Origin of the sequence: Burkholderia sp. BCC0322, from assembly GCF_902833045.1 — a bacterium.
GTDB lineage: Bacteria > Pseudomonadota > Gammaproteobacteria > Burkholderiales > Burkholderiaceae > Burkholderia.
The window spans coordinates 169,978-188,320 of the sequence record NZ_CADFDU010000009.1 but is presented as its reverse complement, the minus strand read 5'-3'; the positions used below and the strand labels follow the sequence as shown (position 1 = coordinate 188,320).

20 protein-coding genes and 1 pseudogene are annotated in these 18,343 nt (G+C 69.3%); 12 read left to right on the top strand and 9 right to left on the bottom strand.

Annotation, left to right across the window (positions count from 1 at the left end; all coding sequences use genetic code 11):
- Positions 1–32: 32 nt before the first annotated feature.
- From HWX39_RS24255 to HWX39_RS24235, 5 genes are read right to left on the bottom strand one after another with little or no spacing between them, the layout of a single operon-like run.
- A complete protein-coding gene (locus tag HWX39_RS24255) occupies positions 33–1,073 on the bottom strand; it encodes a zinc-dependent alcohol dehydrogenase family protein (RefSeq protein WP_175970329.1) in 1,041 nt (346 codons plus the stop codon).
- Between the two features lie 41 nt (positions 1,074–1,114).
- Positions 1,115–2,107 carry a bifunctional enoyl-CoA hydratase/phosphate acetyltransferase gene (locus HWX39_RS24250; protein WP_175970328.1) on the bottom strand — a complete coding sequence of 331 codons (993 nt, stop codon included), beginning with the start codon at positions 2,105–2,107 and terminating at the stop codon, positions 1,115–1,117.
- Positions 2,104–3,903, bottom strand: coding sequence for an alpha/beta fold hydrolase (locus HWX39_RS24245; RefSeq protein ID WP_175970327.1), 1,800 nt, complete (start codon positions 3,901–3,903; stop codon positions 2,104–2,106). Before HWX39_RS24245 ends, HWX39_RS24250 begins: the two co-directional genes overlap by 4 nt.
- Positions 3,900–4,646: a beta-ketoacyl-ACP reductase gene (locus HWX39_RS24240; RefSeq protein WP_175970326.1), complete on the bottom strand. Its 747-nt coding sequence runs from the start codon at positions 4,644–4,646 to the stop codon at positions 3,900–3,902. Before HWX39_RS24240 ends, HWX39_RS24245 begins: the two co-directional genes overlap by 4 nt.
- Positions 4,636–5,172 carry a hypothetical protein gene (locus HWX39_RS24235; protein ID WP_175970325.1) on the bottom strand — a complete coding sequence of 179 codons (537 nt, stop codon included), beginning with the start codon at positions 5,170–5,172 and terminating at the stop codon, positions 4,636–4,638. Before HWX39_RS24235 ends, HWX39_RS24240 begins: the two co-directional genes overlap by 11 nt.
- Positions 5,173–5,361: 189 nt before the next feature.
- On the opposite strand from HWX39_RS24235, the gene HWX39_RS24230 reads away from it, so the two are divergent.
- The 4 genes and pseudogenes from HWX39_RS24230 to HWX39_RS24215 all read left to right on the top strand — a co-directional run bounded on the left by HWX39_RS24230 (position 5,362) and on the right by HWX39_RS24215 (position 7,858).
- Positions 5,362–6,201: a universal stress protein gene (locus HWX39_RS24230; RefSeq protein WP_175970324.1), complete on the top strand. Its 840-nt coding sequence runs from the start codon at positions 5,362–5,364 to the stop codon at positions 6,199–6,201.
- A gap of 38 nt (positions 6,202–6,239) precedes the next feature.
- Positions 6,240–6,455 (top strand): annotated as a pseudogene (locus HWX39_RS24225) (acetate kinase); the annotation flags it as partial.
- A gap of 69 nt (positions 6,456–6,524) precedes the next feature.
- Positions 6,525–7,028 (top strand): universal stress protein, encoded by a 504-nt coding sequence (locus HWX39_RS24220; protein ID WP_175970323.1) that lies wholly within the window; start codon positions 6,525–6,527, stop codon positions 7,026–7,028.
- Positions 7,025–7,858: a universal stress protein gene (locus HWX39_RS24215; protein ID WP_175970322.1), complete on the top strand. Its 834-nt coding sequence runs from the start codon at positions 7,025–7,027 to the stop codon at positions 7,856–7,858. Before HWX39_RS24220 ends, HWX39_RS24215 begins: the two co-directional genes overlap by 4 nt.
- 48 nt (positions 7,859–7,906) lie before the next feature.
- On the opposite strand, the gene HWX39_RS24210 is transcribed toward HWX39_RS24215, so the two are convergent.
- On the bottom strand, positions 7,907–8,377 hold the full coding sequence (locus HWX39_RS24210) for a universal stress protein (RefSeq protein WP_175970321.1): 471 nt from the start codon (positions 8,375–8,377) through the stop codon (positions 7,907–7,909).
- A 272-nt stretch (positions 8,378–8,649) separates the two neighbouring features.
- On the opposite strand from HWX39_RS24210, the gene HWX39_RS24205 reads away from it, so the two are divergent.
- Together HWX39_RS24205 and fnr are read left to right on the top strand one after the other, a co-directional pair.
- The gene (locus tag HWX39_RS24205; protein WP_175970320.1) at positions 8,650–9,297 is read left to right on the top strand and encodes a response regulator transcription factor; all 648 of its coding nucleotides are present in this window, start codon (positions 8,650–8,652) and stop codon (positions 9,295–9,297) included.
- Between the two features lie 343 nt (positions 9,298–9,640).
- Positions 9,641–10,414 carry a fumarate/nitrate reduction transcriptional regulator Fnr gene (fnr, locus tag HWX39_RS24200; RefSeq protein WP_175970319.1) on the top strand — a complete coding sequence of 258 codons (774 nt, stop codon included), beginning with the start codon at positions 9,641–9,643 and terminating at the stop codon, positions 10,412–10,414.
- 25 nt (positions 10,415–10,439) lie between these two features.
- Here the strand turns inward: fnr and HWX39_RS24195 are convergent, their stop codons facing one another.
- Positions 10,440–11,429 (bottom strand): zinc-dependent alcohol dehydrogenase family protein, encoded by a 990-nt coding sequence (locus HWX39_RS24195; protein WP_175970318.1) that lies wholly within the window; start codon positions 11,427–11,429, stop codon positions 10,440–10,442.
- Between the two features lie 173 nt (positions 11,430–11,602).
- Here HWX39_RS24195 and HWX39_RS24190 point away from each other — a divergent pair, with 173 nt between their 5' ends.
- The 5 genes from HWX39_RS24190 to HWX39_RS24170 all read left to right on the top strand — a co-directional run bounded on the left by HWX39_RS24190 (position 11,603) and on the right by HWX39_RS24170 (position 16,369).
- On the top strand, positions 11,603–12,604 hold the full coding sequence (locus HWX39_RS24190; protein WP_175970317.1) for a nitroreductase family protein: 1,002 nt from the start codon (positions 11,603–11,605) through the stop codon (positions 12,602–12,604).
- 52 nt (positions 12,605–12,656) lie between these two features.
- Positions 12,657–12,992 (top strand): c-type cytochrome, encoded by a 336-nt coding sequence (locus tag HWX39_RS24185; RefSeq protein WP_175970316.1) that lies wholly within the window; start codon positions 12,657–12,659, stop codon positions 12,990–12,992.
- Positions 12,993–13,014: 22 nt separating this feature from the next.
- A complete protein-coding gene (locus tag HWX39_RS24180) occupies positions 13,015–14,043 on the top strand; it encodes a TIGR00730 family Rossman fold protein (RefSeq protein ID WP_175970315.1) in 1,029 nt (342 codons plus the stop codon).
- 139 nt (positions 14,044–14,182) lie between these two features.
- Complete coding sequence (locus tag HWX39_RS24175) at positions 14,183–14,407, top strand: hypothetical protein (protein ID WP_175951894.1); 225 nt, start codon at positions 14,183–14,185, stop codon at positions 14,405–14,407.
- A gap of 195 nt (positions 14,408–14,602) precedes the next feature.
- Positions 14,603–16,369, top strand: a complete 1,767-nt coding sequence (locus HWX39_RS24170) for a SulP family inorganic anion transporter (RefSeq protein WP_175970314.1) — start codon at positions 14,603–14,605, stop codon at positions 16,367–16,369.
- A gap of 92 nt (positions 16,370–16,461) precedes the next feature.
- On the opposite strand, the gene HWX39_RS24165 is transcribed toward HWX39_RS24170, so the two are convergent.
- Complete coding sequence (locus tag HWX39_RS24165; RefSeq protein ID WP_175970313.1) at positions 16,462–16,701, bottom strand: hypothetical protein; 240 nt, start codon at positions 16,699–16,701, stop codon at positions 16,462–16,464.
- 52 nt (positions 16,702–16,753) lie between these two features.
- The gene (locus tag HWX39_RS24160; RefSeq protein ID WP_175970312.1) at positions 16,754–17,404 is read right to left on the bottom strand and encodes a BON domain-containing protein; all 651 of its coding nucleotides are present in this window, start codon (positions 17,402–17,404) and stop codon (positions 16,754–16,756) included.
- Between the two features lie 230 nt (positions 17,405–17,634).
- Here HWX39_RS24160 and HWX39_RS24155 point away from each other — a divergent pair, with 230 nt between their 5' ends.
- Positions 17,635–18,300 carry a nitroreductase family protein gene (locus HWX39_RS24155; RefSeq protein WP_175970311.1) on the top strand — a complete coding sequence of 222 codons (666 nt, stop codon included), beginning with the start codon at positions 17,635–17,637 and terminating at the stop codon, positions 18,298–18,300.
- Positions 18,301–18,343 lie beyond the last annotated feature (43 nt).

Genomic DNA, 18,343 nt, shown 5'->3' with positions numbered 1-18,343 from the left:
CGCATGCCGGTTCCCGCCACGCGCCCCGGCCATCAGCCGACTTCGATAATGACCTTCAGCGCCTGCGTCTGCGCCGCGCGGCCGAACGTGTCGTACGCGCGCTCGACGTCGTCGAGCGAGAACCGGTGCGTGATCAGGCGTTTCGGATCGAGGCGCCCGGCGCGCACGGTCTTCAGCAGCATCGGCGTGCTGACCGTGTCGACGAGCCGGGTCGTGATCGAGATGTTGCGATCCCACAGCTTCTCCAGGTGCAGATCGGCCTTGACGCCGTGCACGCCGACGTTCGCGACCACGCCGCCCGGCGCCACCAGTGACGTGCACATCTCGAACGTCGCCGGAATCCCGACCGCCTCGATCGCGCAATCCACGCCGACGCCGTCGGTCAGCTTCATGACTTCCGCCACCGGGTCGCCGCTGCGGCCGTCCAGGCAATCGGTCGCGCCGAAGCGCCGCGCGACCTCCAGCCGGTTGCTGTCCGGATCGATCATGATGATCTGCGCGGGCGAGTAGAACTGCGCGGTCAGCAGTGCCGCCAGCCCGATCGGGCCCGCGCCGACGATCGCGACCGAGCAACCGGGCTGCACCTTGCCGTTCAGCACGCCGCATTCGAACCCGGTCGGCAGGATGTCGGACAGCATCACGAGCGCCTCCTCGTCCGCGCCCGGCGGAATCCGGTACAGGCTCGTCTGCGCGTGCGGAATGCGCACGTACTCGGCCTGCGTGCCGTCGATCCGGTTTCCGAGGATCCAGCCGCCGGTCTCGCAGTGCGAATACAGGCCGCGCCGGCAATATTCGCAGCGGCCGCACGACGAGATGCAGGAAATCAACACGTGGTCGCCCGGCTTCAGCGCGTCGACGGCGGCGCCGACCTGTTCGACGATCCCGACCCCTTCGTGGCCGAGAATGCGGCCGGGTTCGCAGGTCGGCACGTCGCCCTTGAGGATGTGCAGGTCGGTGCCGCAGATCGTCGTGCGCGTCACGCGCACGAGCGCGTCGGTCGGCGACTGCAGTTCCGGCCTGGGCCGTTCCTCGAGCGCCTTGCGCCCGGGTCCGTGGTAGACAAGTGCTTTCATTGCGGTTCCTCCATCGAAAGAAAGGGTGGCAGGTTCGTTCATCAGGACTGCGGCGCATCGCGCACCTGCGCCAGCACCATCGCGAGTGCGCAGGATGCGACCCGGACGGCCGCGCCGTCGGCGCGGCTCGTCAGCACGATCGGCACGCGCGCGCCGGCGACGATGCCGGCGCTGACGGCGCCGCCCAGGTATTCGAGCTGCTTCGCGAGCAGGTTGCCCGCTTCGATATCGGGTACGACCAGGATGTCGGCGCAGCCGGCGACGGGCGAATCGATCCCCTTGTCGCGCGCCGCCCGCAGCGAGATCGCGTTGTCGAACGCGAGCGGGCCGTCGACGATCGCGCCCGTGAGCTGGCCGCGTTCGGCCATCTTCGCGAGCGCCGCCGCATCGAGCGTCGAGCGCATCGCCGGATTGACGGTCTCGACCGCGCACAGCACGGCCACGCGCGGGCACGCCACGCCCAGCGCATGCGCGACGTCGATCGCGTTCTGCGTGATGGCCGCCTTCTGCGCGAGGTCCGGCGCGATGTTCACCGCCGCGTCGGTCAGGATGAACGGCCGCGGATACGCCGGCGTCTCGATCAGGAAACAGTGGGACATGCGCTTGTCCGTGCGCAGCCCCGATTCGGCGGCGACGACGGCGCCCATCAGCTCGTCCGTATGCAGGCTGCCCTTCATCAGCGCGCCGGCGCGGCCGGCCGCCGCGAGTTCGACCGCGCGGGCCGCCGCCGCATGGCTGTGCGGCACGTCCTCGATCGTCCAGCGCGAAAGGTCGACGCCCGCGTCGTGCGCGACCCGCAGCACCCTGGCGCGCGGCGCGACGATCAACGGCTCGATCGCGGCCCCCAGCGGCGACGCGCCGAGTTCGGCCAGCGCGACGAGGCTGGTTGCGTCGCACGGATGCACGACGGCCACGACCAGCGGCGGCGCGTGGCATGCGCGCGCGATCAGCCCGGGCAATGCGCCATCCGTGCGCGGCAGCAGGCCGGGCAGGCACGCGCCGCCGCACGCACCCGGATGCCGGTGCCCGTTCATGTCTCGAGCACGTAGGTGCCGGGCGCCGCGGCGAGCCCGGCGGCCGGCGTGCGGGCCGGCACGTCGCCCGACGAGCGCGCGCGCAGCCAGTCGCGCCAGCAGGTCCACCACGATCCGTCGACCGCGGGCGTGTCGCGCACGAACGCGCGCGGGCTGCGGTACGGCGCGCCGGGTTCGCGGGTCGCGCAGCGGTAGTGGCGGCCCGGATGACCGGGTTCCGACACGATGCCCGCGTTGTGGCCGCCCGCCGTCAACACGAAGGTCAACGCATGGTGCGTCAGCAGGTGGAGCTTGTAGACGGAGCGCCACGGCGACACGTGATCGCGCTCGGTGCCGACCACGAACGTCGGCACGTCGAGATCCGACAGCGCAATCGGCCGCCCGTCGACGCAATAGCGGCCTGCCGCGAGATCGTTGTCGAGGAACAGCCGGGTCAGGTATTCCGAATGCATCCGGTACGGCATGCGCGTGGTGTCCGCATTCCACGACATCAGGTCGTTCGGCTTCGTACGCCGGCCGAGCAGGTATTCGCTCATCATCCGCGACCAGATCAGGTCGCGCGCGTTCAGCAGTTCGAACGCGGCGGACATCTGCGCGCCGTCCAGGTAGCCCTGCCGCCACATCAGCGCATCGAGTGCGGACAGTTCGCTCGCGTCGATGAACAGGCCGAGTTCGCCGGGTTCGCTGAAATCGGTCTCGGCCGCGAGCAACGTGACGGATCGCAGCGCCTCGTGTTGCCGCCCGTCGCGCGCGAGCGCCGCCGCGCCGATCGCCAGCAGCGTGCCGCCGAGGCAATAGCCGGCCGCGTGGACCGCCTCGCCGCAGATCGAGCCGACCGCGTCGAGCGCCGCGAGGCACCCGTCGCGCAGGTAATCGTCGAGCCCGAGATCGCGCGCTTCCGCGCCCGGGTTGCGCCACGACACCGCAAACACGGTGTAGCCTGCATCGACCAGGAAACGGATCAGCGAATCGTGCGGCTGCAGGTCGAGGATGTAGTACTTCATGATCCACGACGGTACGACCAGGATCGGCTCGCGCGCGACGCGCGGTGTCGTCGGGTCGTATTGCAGCAGCTCGCACAATGCGTTGCGCCACACGACCCGGCCCGGCGTAATCGCCACGTCGCGCCCCGGCAGGTACGCACGCACGTCGCGGCCACGCTTGCCGCCCGCGCGATCGAGCCACGCGTTCGCATCGTCGAGCCAGTGCCGTGCGCCCGCCGCGAGGTTCGCGCCGCCGCTGCGCATCGTCGCGTCGAGCGCGACCGGGTTGGTCGCCAGGAAGTTGCCGGGCGAGCACGCGTCAAGCCATTGACGCGCGACGAAACCGACCAGTTCCTCATGGTGCCGTTCGACACCCGGCACGCCGCGCGTCGCGTCGCACCACCAGCGCTGGACCGACAGGAACGCGTCGCGATACCCGCGAAACGGCCAGTCCGACCACGCCGGCGCGGCGAAACGCGGATCGGCGCCCCCCGCATGCACGGCCAGGCCGTCCGCGCCGGCGTCGTCCGCCGCCGCGGGCGCGGGCGCCAGCCACGCCTGCGTCGCGAGTTCGAAGCACTTGCCCGGCGACACCGCCAGATGCGCGCCCCAGTCGAGCATGGCCAGCGCCAGCGACACCGGCGACAGCCCGAAGGTCATCGCGGCAACGTTCGCATGCGCGGCGCGGTTCCATCGTTCGGCGGGCGTCGCGTCGGTTGCCGCGCCTTCGCGGGAGGCGGCCTTCAACCCGTCCCGATCCGGCGGCGGCGTCGAATCGCGCGGAAGCGGCGCACGGATGACGGACGCTTTCATCGCATGTACATGCCGCCGTTGACGTCGAATTCCGCACCGGTTGCGAAGGCGCCCGCATCGGAACACAGGAACGCGACGAACGCGGCGATTTCGTCGGGATCGCCGAGGCGGCCGGCCGGAATCTGCGGCAGGATCTTCGTGTCGAGCACTTCCTTCGGCACCGACTCGAGCATCGCGGTGGCCAGGTAGCCGGGCGCCACCGTGTTGACCGTGATGCCGTGCCGCGCGAGTTCGAGCGCCAGCGACTTCGTGAAGCCGTGGATGCCGGCTTTCGCGGCCGCGTAGTTCGCCTGCCCGTACGCCCCGCGCTCGCCGTTCACCGACCCGATGTTCACGATCCGCCCGAAGCCGGCGTCGATCATGCCGGGTACGAACGGCTTCGTCATGTTGAACAGGCCGTCGAGATTGGTGCGCAGCACCGCATCCCACATGCCCTTGGTCATCTTCACGAAGGTGGCGTCGTGCGTGATGCCGGCGTTGTTGACGAGCACGTCGACGCGCCCGAATTCGGCCAGCACGCGTGCGGCGCAGTGCTGGCACGAGTCGTAGTCGGCCACGTCGACCTCGTACGCACGAAACGTGCGGCCCGCCTCGCGTTCTTGCGTGAGCCACGTCGCGACGTGGTCGTTGCGTTCGGTGTGCGACACCGCCACGGTCATGCCGGCCTCGTGCAGGCGGCGGCTGATCGCGGCGCCGAGGCCGCCCATCCCGCCGGTGACGAATGCAACCCGTTCAGCGCGCATGATCGTGCTCCTGCGCGGCGTGGCTGCCGTCGAGACGCCGGACGGCCGCGGCCCCGCCGCCCACATCGACGGCTTCCGTGACGCCGAGCTCGAACGCGGCCATCCAGTCGCGCCAAGGCATGCTCGCCTCGTTGACCACGGCCAGCCGCCCGAGATCGGGCCACCAGTCGGTCTGGCAGCGCGCCAGCGTACCGGCGCCGTAATCGCGCAGCCACGTGCGCCAGGCACTCGCGCTCTCGAACTGCCCGCGCATGCACAGCTCGGTGGCGTCCTGCCAGATCGCGACGGTGGCGATCGTGTAGTCGCGCGTCACCTGCCGCGCCGCTTCGCCGAAAGCCGTCCATTCGTTCGTGGCCGTGAGCGCCTGCTGCAGGTCGCGCACCGCGTCGCGGTCGCGCTCGATACGCCGCCCGGCCAGCGCGAGCCATTCATGCTGCCAGTCGCGGGTCAGCGCGGCCATGCGCAACGCGAGATCGCAGCCCGCGCGGCAAGCGTCGTTCGGTGTCGTCAAAGCGTGGGAGATCATCGTCTTCCCTCCTTCGATCCGGTCAATGGGTTGGCATCCGTGTCATGCCGCCTGCCCGGCATCGGCATCGCGACTGCTTCACTGTGCGACCGGTGCGCATGGCGCCCGTTGATCTGAGTCAAGCACGCGGAAACCCTGCTTCGTAGACTGGATTGCATTGGCGGATCACCCGTCGATGGAGCGATTCCGATGAGCTACAAAAGCCTAGTCGTACATCTCGACACGAGCGACCGCGCGCATTCGCGTCTCGAGTTCGCGTTGCGTCTCGCCCGGCGCTTCGGTGCGCATCTCACCGGGCTGTTCGCGGTCTACACGCCGGAGCCGCATTCGTTCTACGTGATGGCCGGCTCCGCCGACTATTTCCGCGAACACCGCGAACAGCGCGACGAACGGCTCGCCGCGCTGGAGCGCCTGTTCCATGCGGAGGCTGCCCGCGCGAAAGTGCCGGCGGCCTGGGTTCGTGCGGACGAACGCGCGAATGTCGCCGTGCCGCGCGCCGCCCGTCTTGCCGACCTCGTGATTGCAGGCCAGAGCGACCCGAACGATCCTGAAACCTACATCGACGACCAGTTCGCGGAGAACCTCGTCCTGTCCGCCGGCCGCCCGGTGCTGTTCTGGCCGTACACCGGAGAATTCCCGTCGATCGGCGAACGGGTGTTCGTCGCGTGGGACGGCAGCCGCGAAGCCGCCCGTGCCGCACACGACGCGATTCCCTTCCTCGAGCATGCGAAGCGCACGACCGTCGTCGCGGTGGTCGACGGCAATTCCGAAGCGGCGACCACGCGCATTCCGGCCGCCGATGCCGCGTTGATGCTGGCGCGCCATGCGCGCGACGTGAACGTGCTCGACATCGATACCGGCACCGGCGCGTCGATCGGCGACACGCTGCTGTCGCGCGCATACGAAACGGGTTCGGACCTGCTCGTGATGGGCGCGTACGGCCATCCGCGCTGGCGCGAGCTGGTGATGGGCGGCGCCACCCGCACGGTGCTCGCGTCGATGACGCTCCCGGTGCTGATGTCGCACTGAGCCGGCCGATGCGCATGCTCGGGCTGCCCGCGGTCAATGCCGGCATCGGCGAGCACCCGGCCGCGTTGCGTGAACGGATCTGCGCATTGTTCGGCTGGCTCGACATCGATATCGATGCGCGCGCCAACGCGGACCATGCGCAGGTCGTGTCGTCCGCGTCCAGCGCGGTCACGGGGGTCGTCGAGCCGACCCACGAAGCGTGGATCGCCGCGCGCGCCGCGATAGGCGTGCTGCGCGGCAACCGCGACACTTGATCCAGATCAGCGCGATCGGCGCGCACGCGCCGATGATGATTTCATCCGCCTCCGTTCAAGGGAAACGCCATGTACTCGAACATTCTGGTTGCGCTCGACGGCAGCGACACGTCGTCCCGTGCACTCGACGCCGCGCTGGGCCTCGCGTCGGAAACAGGTGCGCGGCTGACCCCCGTCTACGTCGTCGATTTCCTGGTGCCCGCCTACGACATGGCCGGATACGATCCGTCGATCCTGATCGATGCGTTCCGGGAAGAAGGGCTGCGCGTCACCGACGACGCAGCGCGCCGCATGAAGGCGCGCGACGTGGCCGGCACGCCGCAGATCGCCAACGTCGATCCGGCGGGCGAAGACATCCCGCACCGGATCGTCAGTCTTGCCAATGAAATCGCGGCCGACCTGATCGTGATGGGCACGCACGGACGGCGCGGCGCCCAGCGCCTGTTCCTCGGCAGCGTGGCCGAGCGCGTGCTGCGCCTGGCCACGTGCCCGGTGCTGATGATTCCCGCGAGTTGCCCGTCCGGACAACCCGCCGAGACCGTCGCGACATCAACCGAAAAGGAGCCGTCATGAGCTACAAGACCCTGCTTGTCCACCTCGACGACAGCGAACGCTGCGCGACGCGCGTCGACCTCGCGCTCGAACTGGCGGGACGCTGGAACGCGCATCTGATCGGCCTCTACGTGGTCTGCCAGGATCTCTTCGAGCCGTTGCGGCGGCCCGACGAACCACTGAAGCTGGCCGTGTACGAGCGGCTGTGCGACCAGCGGCGCAAGGAGGCCGAAGAGAGATTCCTGACGGCGGCCGAGCGCGCGGGACGCAGCGTCGAATGGCAGGCGCCGACCGGCGACGCGACGACTACCGCCATCCTGCACGCGCGCCACGCCGATCTGCTGATACTCGGCCAGGAAGACCCGGACGATCGCATGACCTACGTGGCACGCCATTTCATCGAGGATCTCGTGATGGGCAGCGGCCGTCCGGCGCTCGTCGTGCCCTACGCGGGCGACGTGCGAACGATCGGCGAGAACGTGCTGATCGGCTGGGACGGCGGGCGCGAAGCCGCCCGTGCGATGGCCGATGCGCTGCCGCTGCTCGCCCGCGCGCGCTTCGTCAACGTCGAGACGGTCGTGCGCGGTCAACCCGACCCCGACCAGACGCCGGCGGGCGTCGACGTCGCCGCGTATCTCGAGCGGCACGGCGTTCGCGCGTCGTTCTCGACGACGCCGCGCGACCGGTCGGTCGGCGTGGGCGCGACGCTGCTGAACCGGGTGACCGACCTGCATGCGGACCTGCTCGTGATGGGCCTGTACAGCCATGCACGCATGCACGAACGCGTGCTGGGCGGGGCGACGCGCACCATCCTCGAGACGATGACGGTGCCGGTGCTGCTGTCGCACTGACGCCGCACGTATGACGACGGGGCAGCCGCCCGCGGCTGCCCTCTCCGGTCACAACACGGCCGCACACGCGCCCTGCCCCTCCCGCACGACCAGCACCGGCCGGTCGGCGCTGCGCACCAGCGATTCGGCGACGCTGCCGAGCACCGCACGGCGCACGCCGCGGCGTCCGTGCGTCCCCATCACGATCAGGTCCGCGTCGCATTCGGCGGCGGCTCGCGCCAGCACGGCCGACACATCCTCGCCGCACGCGTCGATCGTGTGCGCGGTGCCGCGGACGCCGCACAGGCGAAACGCGGTCTGCGCATCCGCCACCGCGATCGCGGCCTTGTCCGCATCCAGCCCCCTCGGGTCGCGCTGGTCGATATAGCCGCGGTCGAAGTCAGCCACTCTTGGCGCGTCCGATACCACGCACACGGCGACGATCAGGCCCCCCGAATCGCGGGCGAGCGCGATCGCCTCGTCGAGCGCGAGCCGCGAACTGCGGCTGCCGTCGAGCGCCGCAAAGATCCTTGCATACATGGTGCCTCCCTGGTGGCGTCCGGTTTTTGACTGGAATGCCACACCAGTCTGGGCCTGGCGGGCGCGATCCGGTTGACGCCGGTCAAGCCCGCACGGCCGCGGGCGTACGCATCGGTCCCGATTGGCGAATACGGACAAAACGCGCACAATTTCGGGCGACATCGCAACTTCGGTCCGCCCCGCATTTCGTGCCTCGCGTCCGGCCCGACGCCCGCCCACGACGAAATCCTCGCGTTGCCGCTTCACGCCATCCAGCAAGGAGATGGGCTGTCATGATCCGAGTACTCATCGCCGACGACCACGCCCTCGTCAGAGACGGCCTGCGGCACATCCTGCAAAGCGCGAGCGGGTTCGAAGTCGCGGGCGAAGCGCGCGACAGCGCGTCCACGATCGCGCTCGTACGCGACACGGCCGCGAATGTGCTGGTACTCGACCTGTCGATGCCCGGCCGAAACGGCGTCGAACTCATCAAGCAGATCAAGGACGAGAAACCGGCATTGCATATTCTCGTGCTCACGATGCACGCCGAGCAGCAATACGCGGTGCGCGCGTTCCGCGCCGGCGCATCCGGCTACATGACCAAGGAAAGCGCCAGCGCCGAGCTGGTCGCGGCGCTGGCCAAGATCGCGGCCGGCGGCGTTTACGTCAGCCTGACGATGGCCGAACAGTTTGCGCAGAGCCTGAACGAACCGACCGATCTCCTGCCGCACCAGCGGCTGTCCGACCGTGAATTCGACGTGTTCCGGCGGGTCACCGCCGGCGAGTCGATTTCCGAGATCGCGGAAGCGCTCTGCGTGAGCGTCAAGACGGTCAGCACCTACAAGACGCGGATTCTCGAGAAGATGCAGATGCCGAACGACACGGCGCTCGTGCGCTATGCGATGCGCCACAAGCTGTTCGACGACCCGGACGAACTCTGACGCGGCTCCGGCGCACGACCGCTGCGCCTTCGCGTCGCCCCGGACAGAATCCCGCCCCCGTGTAGGAAACCGCCTACAGCGCTTCCACGTGACCTACTGCATCTTCAATGCCTGCTGATTTCCTTGACGCCGCGCAACATCCATACTCCAGATCAAGAAAAACAAGCACGCGCCTGGCGAAGCAACGGCGGCAATCGCCGCCGGGAAAGGTCTCACTTTTCGTCCGGCGCGGCTTTTCCGATGAGGGCGGCTTGCACCAGGGCCGCCGGCGTTATCACCAGCGCGACCGCGTCCCACGGCGGCCCGCCGCTGTCCCCAATGTACTGGAGTACTGGAGCCGATCATGCAAAGCCATGCCGATGTTTCGCCGGCCATGCCGTTACGCCCGTTCATCCCGTTGCATCCCGTCGAACGGGCGGAACAACCGAAACGCGCCACGTCCCGCTGTTCGACGTGTTCGTTGCGCACGGTCTGCCTGCCGCCTGACCTTTCGCCTGACGATTTCGCGCGGGTCGACGCGATGATCTGCACGACGCGGCACGTCAGGCGCGGCGAAACGCTGTTTCGCGCGGGCGACGCGTTCAACAGCATCTATGCGGTGAGAACCGGGTCGTTCAAGACCATCGTGATGCACCGCGACGGCGACGAGCAGATCACCGGCTTCCAGATCGTCGGCGAATCGCTCGGGCTCGACGGCGTGCACACCGGCCACCACAACGGCGATGCGATCGCGCTCGAGGACAGCACCGTCTGCATCATTCCGTTCGGCCAGCTCGAGCAGATCTGCCGCGAGGTGCGGCCGATGCAGCATCACGTGTACCAGATGATGAGCGGCGAAATCGTCCGCGAATCCTCACTGATGCTGCTGCTCGGCACGATGACCGCCGAGCAGCGCGTCGCCGCGTTCCTGCTGAACCTTTCCACACGCTTCAAGGCGCGCGGCTACTCGTCCGCCGAATTCGTGCTGCGGATGACGCGCGACGAGATCGGCGAATATCTCGGGATGAAGCTCGAGACGGTCAGCCGCATGCTGTCGAAGTTCCAGCGCAACGGGCTCGTCGCCGCGCAAGGCAAGCAGATCCGCATCGTCGATTCGGAAGGCCTCGGGCGGATCTGACCTCGCCGCACGCGCGGCGGGCGCATCAGCCGCGCATGGCGAGCACCGCCGCCCCGGACAGACGCCCCGTGCGCAAGTCGTCGAGCGCGCGGTTCGCGTCGGTCAGCGCGTAGCGCACGGCCTCGACCCGCAACGGCATCGCATCGGCGATCCGCATGAATTCGACGGCGTCCGCACGCGTCAGGTTGGCTACCGACGCGATGCGGCGCTCGCCCCACAGCCACGCGTACGGAAAGCCGGGAATGTCGCTCATGTGGATGCCGCCGCACACGACGATCCCGCCCTTGTCGAGCGCACGCAGCGCGGCCGGCACCAGCGCCCCCACCGGCGCGAAGATGAGCGCGGCATCAAGCGGCTCCGGCGGCGTTTCGTCACTGCCGCCGGCCCATGCGGCGCCGAGTGACAGTGCAAGCTGCTGCGCCACGGAATCGCCGGGCTTCGTCAGCGCGAACACCTTCCGTCCCTCGCCATGCGCGACCTGCGCGACGAGATGCGCGGCCGCGCCGAAGCCGTAGATGCCGATGCGCCGCGCGTCGCCCGCCATGCGCAGGGTGCGATAGCCGATCAGGCCGGCGCACAGCAGCGGCGCGGCCTCGAGATCGGAATAGCGCCGCGGCAGATGCACGCAATACCGATGGTCGGCGACGGTGCGCTCCGCGTAGCCGCCGTCGATCGTATAGCCCGTTAATCCAGGGCTGTTACACAGATTTTCTCGGCCGGCCGCGCAATACGCGCAATGGCCGCACGTCGACCCGAGCCACGGAACACCGACGCGCTCGCCCACCGCGAAGCCCGTCACGCCCGCGCCGAGCGCGCGCACCGTGCCGACGATTTCGTGCCCCGGGATCAGCGGCCGCTTCGGATGCGCGAGCTCGCCGTCGACGACATGGAGATCCGTCCGGCATACGCCGCACGCATGTATGTCGATCAGCAACTGGCCCGCCGCCGGCAACGGGTCCGGCACGCGCGTCTCGCGCAAATGCGGTGTCGCGCCGTCAAACATCATCGCAAGCATGCTCGCCTCCCCGCGCGATCGTGTTCGCGCGCTGTACGTTCCAAGGCTAGTCGCCACGCGCCGCGTGTGCGTGGCCCGGTGACGGGCGCTTGATGTGGGTCAACGACGCTCGGACGGTTGCTGACACGATGAAGTGGCATAACGCCCGCGTGTGGCGCCCAGGAGATGTTCGAATGATATCCGCTCCCCCATTGGCTGCAAGCACCCGTCCCGAGGACGCTCTGAGGTCGCTGCTGGCCTACGCGGTGCTGGCCCCGTCCAGCCACAACTCGCAGCCGTGGCGGTTCATCGTCGACGGCCCCACGATCGCGGTCTGCGCGGATCGCGTGCGCGCGTTGCCCGTCATCGATCCGTTCGATCGCGAGCTGATCATCAGCTGCGGCGCGGCCCTGCTCAACCTGCGCGTCGCGCTCGATCACGCCGGGCTCGCCCACACGATCAGCACCTTTCCGTCCGATATCGATCCCGACCTGCTGGCGATGATCCGCGTTTGCGACGACGGCTACTCCGACGCGTCGCTCGGCGCGCTGTTCGATGCGATTCCGGAGCGCGTCACGACGCGCGCGCCGTTCGAATCGACGGCCGTGCCGGACGCGCTGCAGCACGAGCTGATCGCGGCCGGCGTCGCCGAAGGCGCGGAGGTCACCTGTGTCGACTCGATCGCGCATCGCGCACGGGTGGCCGAACTGGTCGCGGAGGCCGATCAGCAGCAGTTCGCGGACCCGCGCTTTCGCCGCGAACTGGCGAGCTGGATCGATCCGCGCCGGCACGTCGACGGCATGCCGGCGTTCGCGGCCGGCGTGCCGACGCTGCTGGACTTCGCGGCGCCCGTCGTGACGATGGCGGTGCGAACCTTCGATCTCGGCGATGGGCTGGCCGCGCTGCATCACCAGCTCGTCGGCGCCTCGCCGCTGATCGTCTGTCTGTCGACCCTGCGCGACGACCGCGACGCGTGGCTCGCCGCCGGCCAGGCGCTGGAGCGCGTCCTGCTCGTCGCGACGCGCGCAGGCTATACGGCGTCGTACCTGAACCAGCCGATCGAGACGGCCGGGCTGCGCGCCCACCTGCGCCACATGCTCGGGCTGCACGGCGAGCCGCAGTTGCTGCTGCGCGTCGGGCGCGGCCCGCATGCGCCGCACTCGCCGCGCCGCCCGCTCGACGAAGTCGTCTCGTGAGCGCGCCCTGCGGCGCGTCACGGCCCTTCCGATCCGGACGAGGAAAAACAATATGAACCTCCCGCGCTACGCTGCCTTCTGCGCGATCGTCACGGCGGCCAACCTGGCCGCCGCGCAGACGGCCGTGCCCGAGCCGACCGATCTCGTCAATGCGCAGCACTGCATGTTTTGCCATACGGTCGACATGACGTTCCTCGGGCCGTCGTTCCACGAGATCGCGCAGCGCTACCGCGGCGATCCGGCGGCGGCGCCGGAACTGGAACGCAAGCTGCGCGTCGGCGGCCGCGTGCACTGGGGCGACACGCCGATGCCGCCCGCCGAGGATCGCGGCGGCCCGCTGTCCGCCGACGACGCACATCAGCTCGTGCAATGGGTGCTGAGCCAGTAACCGGCCCGCCGCCCCAGAGCGCATGACGACCGCCGTCAAACGCATTCCCGCCGGTCTCGCACGAGGCGACGCGCGCCGTCGTACCGCGACCGGCGCGACGCCCGCGAATGCGCGCGGCAAACGCGCCCGCACGCGGCCCGATGCGATCGTCCGCGGCGACGACGTCCAGCGCATCCCGCGTCGCGCGTCGCGTCTCGTCCAACGCGCGAGGCGCACGCCCGACGACGACGATGCCGCCATCCTGCAACGCGCGGGCATGCGCGGCATCCGGCTGCAGCTCGACTACTGGAAGGCCGAGGAACGCCTGCAGCAAGAGCACATCGGTCATGCCGTCGTGATCTACGGCAGCACGCGCATCGTTGCCCCTGCCGTCGCGAACGCGCGGCTGAACGAGGCCAATCGCCTGCTCGCGGCGCGCCCGCACGACGCGGGCCGACGCCGTGCCGTCGCGGCGGCGAGCCGGCTCGTCGAGCACAGCGTGTATTACCGCGTCGCGCGCGAATTCGGGCGTATCGTCGGCCACGCCGACCGGTGCACGCGAGCCGCGCGGCTCGCCGTCGTCACCGGCGGCGGCCCCGGCATCATGGAGGCCGCGAACCGCGGCGCGTACGAGCGCGGCGCGCCGAGCATCGGCTTGAACATCGAGCTGCCGCGCGAACAGGCGCCGAATCCGTACATCACCCCCGATCTCCACTTCCGGTTTCACTATTTCGCGATCCGCAAGCTGCACCTGCTCGAACGCGCGAAGGCGGCGGTATTTTTCCCCGGCGGCTACGGCACGTTCGACGAGCTGTTCGAAGTCCTGACGCTGCTGCAAACGCGCAAGATCCCGCCGCTGCCGGTCATCCTCGTCGGCGAAGCGTACTGGCGGCGCGCGGTCGACCTGGCCTTCCTCGCCGACGAAGGGATGATCGACCGCCGCGATCTCGACCTGTTCACGTACTGCGAATCCGCCCCCGACATCTGGCGCGCGATCGGCGGCTGGTATGCGCGGCAGCGCGCGGCACGGCCGGTGCGCCGTCGCGCACCGCCGAAGCCGCGTGCCATGTAGGAATCCGCCGACGCCCGCCGCACGATTCCTACCGCAGCTTCGGGGTACGCCGATTGAATCGCGCAGGCACGGCGACGATACTGGATTCACGGATCACGGCTGCACGGTATCCGGATTCGAGGCCATCAGGAGAATCGTCATGTCACACGCTACCCATCTTCCCGATCCGGGCGATCAGGCCGGCCGATCCGACGCACCCGCGCTCGACACGCAGGCGCTCGTCGCGCTCGCACGCGACGCCGGCATGCTCGTGATCCTCGACGCCCAGATCGGGCGCGAGCGGTACGAAAGCGTGACGGGATCGGTCGCCACGCTGGCCCGCTTCGCCCAGGCGCTGCAGCTGTCGGCGCTCAAGGCCGCCTGAGACCGCTTCAAGCCGCGCATGGCCGTGCCGCGCCGCCCGCATCCGGTGCGGCGGCAGCGGCCACGTCGCCCGACGCGATGGCCCCTATCGCCCAGCCGTTTCGTCCGTCTGCCCGGGTTGGCCGCGTCCCGGTGACCCTGCGCTGGCCGGCGCCAGCCATCCCTTTCTCCCGGACATCGCCGGGATGACGCCGCGATGAACCGGCCCCTTTCCGCGCGCGTCGCCCATCTTTTCCCGGGTATCGCGCTGCTCGTGAACTACCGGCGCACATGGCTCTCGCGCGATCTCTATGCGGGCATCGCGCTGTCGGCCGTGCTGGTGCCCGTCGGCATGAGCTATGCCCAGGCGGCCGGCCTGCCCGCCATCACGGGGCTCTATGCGTCGATCGCCGCGTTGCTCGCGTATGCCCTGCTCGGCCCGAGCCAGATCCTCGTCCTCGGCCCCGATTCGGCGCTGGCCGCGCTGATTGCCGGCGCCATCGCCCCGCTCGCCGGCCACGATCCGCAGCGCGCCATCGCACTCGCCGGCGCGCTGGCGCTGTCGGCCGGCACGATCTGCGTCCTGCTAGGCACACTCCGCCTCGGCTTCGTCACCGATTTGCTGTCGCGCCCGATCCAGTATGGCTACCTGAACGGCATCGCCATTGCGCTCGCGATCGGCCGGTTGCCTGAACTGCTGGGCATGCCGCCAGCGGGCGGCGACGTGTTCTCCAGCGTGCCTCGCATCGTGCAAGCCCTCGCCGAACGCCGGTTCTCGCTCTCTGCAAGCGCGCTGGGCATCGGTGCGCTCGCAACGATCTTCCTGATGAAACGCTTGGTGCCGTGTGCGCCCGGCGTATTGATCGCGGTGCTGGCGGCGACCGTCGTCGCCCAGGTGGCGCCGCTGCACGGCATCGCGACGGTCGGCGTGCTGCCTGCAGGCGCGCCCGTGCCGCACCTACCGCTCGTCTCCTTCGCCGACCTGAGCGCGCTTGCGTCCGGCTCGATCGCCGTCGCACTGGTGTCCTTCGCCGACATCAGCATGCTGTCGCGCGCCCTGTCCACGCGCGCGCGCGACACGCCGGACCGCAACCAGGAACTGGTCGCACTGGGCGCCGCCAATCTGCTGGCCGGCGTGATGCAGGGCTGCGCGGTCAGCAGTAGCGCATCGCGTACGCCCGTCGCGATTGCCGCGGGCGCGCAAAGCCAGGTCACGAATCTCGTCGCGGCCGCGTGCATCGCGCTCCTGCTCGTTGCCGCGCCCGCGCTGCTGACCCTCGTCCCACGCGCGGCGCTGGCCGCCGTCGTGATGTACGCGGCGTTCGGCATCGCGGACGTCCGCAGCGTCGTCCGACTGTACCGGATGCGTCGCGGCGAATGCCTGATCGCGGTGCTGTGCTTTGCCGGCGTGATCGGCCTGGGTGTCGTGCCCGGCATCCTGCTCGCCAGCGCGCTGTCGCTGCTGTCGTTCGTGTGGCGCGCGTGGCATCCGTACGATGCGGTGCTGGGCCGGCTGGCCGGTGTGCGCGGCTATCACGACGTCGCGCGCCATCCAGACGCCGTGCTGACACCGGGGCTCCTGCTGTTCCGCTGGGATGCACCGCTCTTCTATGCGAATGTCGAGATTTTCTGCGAGCATCTGCACGCGGCCATCGCGAAATCGGCATCGCCGGTCACGCGCGTCGTCATCGCGGCCGAGCCCGTCACGGATATCGACGTCAGCGCCGCGGACCGGCTCGTGATGCTTTGTGAGGAACTCCGGGAGCAGAAAATCGGGCTCGACTTCGCGGAAATGAAGGGCCCGGTGAAGGATCGCCTGCGCGCCTACGGGCTGTTCGACGTATTCGGTTCCGCCTGTTTCTTTCCGACCGTGACCGATGCCGTCGCGCATCATGTCGGGCGACAACGCAGACATGCGCGCGACGACGAACCGGTCACGCGCACCGCGCAACGGCTTTCCACCCGTGATCGGTCCGACGGCTAGGCATGTCGATGCACACGCGATGCGGCATCGATTGCATCGCGTGGCGAACGAAACGCCGGCACCCGTGCGACACGCGCACGGGTGCCGCGACCTCAAACCGTGAACGTGTTCGACTTTCTCATTTCTACCCACGTCATCCCGGTGCGCAGCCCGTCGATCGCGGCTTCGCGCTCGGTGTCGTGGGTCCGGCTGTGCGCGAACGTGCGCTCGCACGCGCCCTCCGGCGACATCAATGTCACATGGATCCTGCAACGGTAACCGCCCGTTCCGGTGGCGATCGTCTCGATCGTCACCGACCAGTCCGCATCGTGTACCTCGCCTGACAGTGTCATCTGACTCCTCCTCTTCCGCGCGGACCGCACATCCGGTTACCGCTTGCCGGCGTTACTCTACGACCAGGTCGTCGACGACGGCGCGCACGCCGCGCGCCGACCATGCCGCACCGCGCACGGCCTTGCGCTCGGAGAACGAGCCGACCTTGCCCGTCAGCCGCACGGTGCCGTCACGCACCTCGATCGCGATGTGCTTCGCCTCGCGCTCGGCATGGCGCATGATCGCGCGCTTGATGTTGCCGCCGATGTCGGCCGACCCGACCGCCCCCTGCACCGCGATATGATCGGTCACGCCGGTCACGCTGCGCATCTGCGAGATCGCCCGGACGGCCATATGGCTCTGGTACGCCCAATCGACCCTGCCGGACAGCGTGATCCAGCCGTGTTCGACCTGTACCTTCACCGTGTCGTCGTGCAGCCCGACCGTCCAGTGCAGCACCGAACGCACCGCGTTCGCAATGTCCTCGTCGGTGCGGACGTCGTCGTCCGGCAGATGCACGGTCATGTCGACGACGAGCGCCTTGACGCCGGCCACGCGGTTCGCCGCCCGCTCGATCGCCAGTTTCTCCGCGTAGCTCGGCGGGTGGCCCGAGAGCGTCACGATCCGGTTGACGACCTCGACACCGATACGAGTCGCGTCGATCGCCGGGTCGGACTCCAGTTCGTCCTGAACGTCCTGCTTCAACTGCTTGTCGGTCTTCATCGCCTGCACTCCTATGAGTTGCGGCGCGCCAGTCCGCCGCACATCTCCAGATTTGCACACGCGCGGCCAGGGATCGCTGATGCAGGTCAACGGACGCCGCACGATGGACGTCACAGCCGGCCGGCGCACCGCTTGACGGAGGTCAAGCCGGCGCGGCCCGGCCGCCTTATCGTGAGATCGCCGATGCGCGATGTCCCAGGCAAGCACGGCGACGCTCCAAGGAGACTCACATGACGGAACAGCAACTGCTGGCCTATTCGCCGGCGCCGCCGGCACAGCCGGTCTCGCCACAGGGCGAATCCCCGGCCCTCATCGACCTGCCGCGTCCGGACCTCGACGGCGGCCCGACATTGATGATGGCACTCGCGACAAGAATGAGTTCCCGCGAATTCGCCGCTACACCGCTGCCGCCCGCGACGCTCGGCGCGATGCTATGGGCCGCGGACGGCGTCAACCGGCCGGCCGGCGGCGGCCGCACCGCGCCGTCCGCGCATGCGTTCCACGAAATCGACGTATATGTCGCGCTGCCGTGCGGCGTCTATCGCTACGACGCGCCCGCGCATCGGCTCGTGCTGAAACACGCGGTGGATGCCCGCAACCTGACCGGTTACCAGGATTTCGTCGGCCGTGCGCCGCTGGATCTCGTCTACGTCGTCCGGACCTCGGCGATCCTCGACATGCCGCCGCAACAACGCGACGTGTTCTCGGCGATCGCGGCCGGCGCCATCGCGCAGAACGTGTCGCTCTTCTGCGCAGCCGCCGGGCTCGGCACGGTCGTGCGCGGCTGGATCAACCACCGCGCGCTTGCCGACGCGCTGCGGCTGAACGAGGACGAACTCCCGATCCTCGCGCAGACGGTCGGCTACCGGGCCGGCGGTGCGGCATCGCATGCGTGAGCGCCCTGGCGGGCGTTGAAAAGAAACGGCGCGCGGATCGCTC

Excerpts from the sequence above, each read along its gene's own strand:
- HWX39_RS24180 (WP_175970315.1), top strand. The coding sequence starts at position 13,015 with ATGACGACCGCCGTCAAACGCATTCCCGCCGGTCTCGCACGAGGCGAC.
- HWX39_RS24165 (WP_175970313.1), bottom strand. The coding sequence starts at position 16,701 with ATGACACTGTCAGGCGAGGTACACGATGCGGACTGGTCGGTGACGATC.
- HWX39_RS24190 (WP_175970317.1), top strand. The coding sequence starts at position 11,603 with ATGATATCCGCTCCCCCATTGGCTGCAAGCACCCGTCCCGAGGACGCT.
- HWX39_RS24195 (WP_175970318.1), bottom strand. The coding sequence starts at position 11,429 with ATGCTTGCGATGATGTTTGACGGCGCGACACCGCATTTGCGCGAGACG.
- HWX39_RS24230 (WP_175970324.1), top strand. The coding sequence starts at position 5,362 with ATGAGCTACAAAAGCCTAGTCGTACATCTCGACACGAGCGACCGCGCG.
- HWX39_RS24235 (WP_175970325.1), bottom strand. The coding sequence starts at position 5,172 with ATGATCTCCCACGCTTTGACGACACCGAACGACGCTTGCCGCGCGGGC.
- HWX39_RS24160 (WP_175970312.1), bottom strand. The coding sequence starts at position 17,404 with ATGAAGACCGACAAGCAGTTGAAGCAGGACGTTCAGGACGAACTGGAG.
- fnr (WP_175970319.1), top strand. The coding sequence starts at position 9,641 with ATGCAAAGCCATGCCGATGTTTCGCCGGCCATGCCGTTACGCCCGTTC.
- HWX39_RS24245 (WP_175970327.1), bottom strand. The coding sequence starts at position 3,903 with ATGAAAGCGTCCGTCATCCGTGCGCCGCTTCCGCGCGATTCGACGCCG.
- HWX39_RS24255 (WP_175970329.1), bottom strand. The coding sequence starts at position 1,073 with ATGAAAGCACTTGTCTACCACGGACCCGGGCGCAAGGCGCTCGAGGAA.
- HWX39_RS24240 (WP_175970326.1), bottom strand. The coding sequence starts at position 4,646 with ATGCGCGCTGAACGGGTTGCATTCGTCACCGGCGGGATGGGCGGCCTC.
- HWX39_RS24215 (WP_175970322.1), top strand. The coding sequence starts at position 7,025 with ATGAGCTACAAGACCCTGCTTGTCCACCTCGACGACAGCGAACGCTGC.
- HWX39_RS24155 (WP_175970311.1), top strand. The coding sequence starts at position 17,635 with ATGACGGAACAGCAACTGCTGGCCTATTCGCCGGCGCCGCCGGCACAG.
- HWX39_RS24175 (WP_175951894.1), top strand. The coding sequence starts at position 14,183 with ATGTCACACGCTACCCATCTTCCCGATCCGGGCGATCAGGCCGGCCGA.
- HWX39_RS24250 (WP_175970328.1), bottom strand. The coding sequence starts at position 2,107 with ATGAACGGGCACCGGCATCCGGGTGCGTGCGGCGGCGCGTGCCTGCCC.
- HWX39_RS24185 (WP_175970316.1), top strand. The coding sequence starts at position 12,657 with ATGAACCTCCCGCGCTACGCTGCCTTCTGCGCGATCGTCACGGCGGCC.
- HWX39_RS24170 (WP_175970314.1), top strand. The coding sequence starts at position 14,603 with ATGAACCGGCCCCTTTCCGCGCGCGTCGCCCATCTTTTCCCGGGTATC.
- HWX39_RS24210 (WP_175970321.1), bottom strand. The coding sequence starts at position 8,377 with ATGTATGCAAGGATCTTTGCGGCGCTCGACGGCAGCCGCAGTTCGCGG.
- HWX39_RS24205 (WP_175970320.1), top strand. The coding sequence starts at position 8,650 with ATGATCCGAGTACTCATCGCCGACGACCACGCCCTCGTCAGAGACGGC.
- HWX39_RS24220 (WP_175970323.1), top strand. The coding sequence starts at position 6,525 with ATGTACTCGAACATTCTGGTTGCGCTCGACGGCAGCGACACGTCGTCC.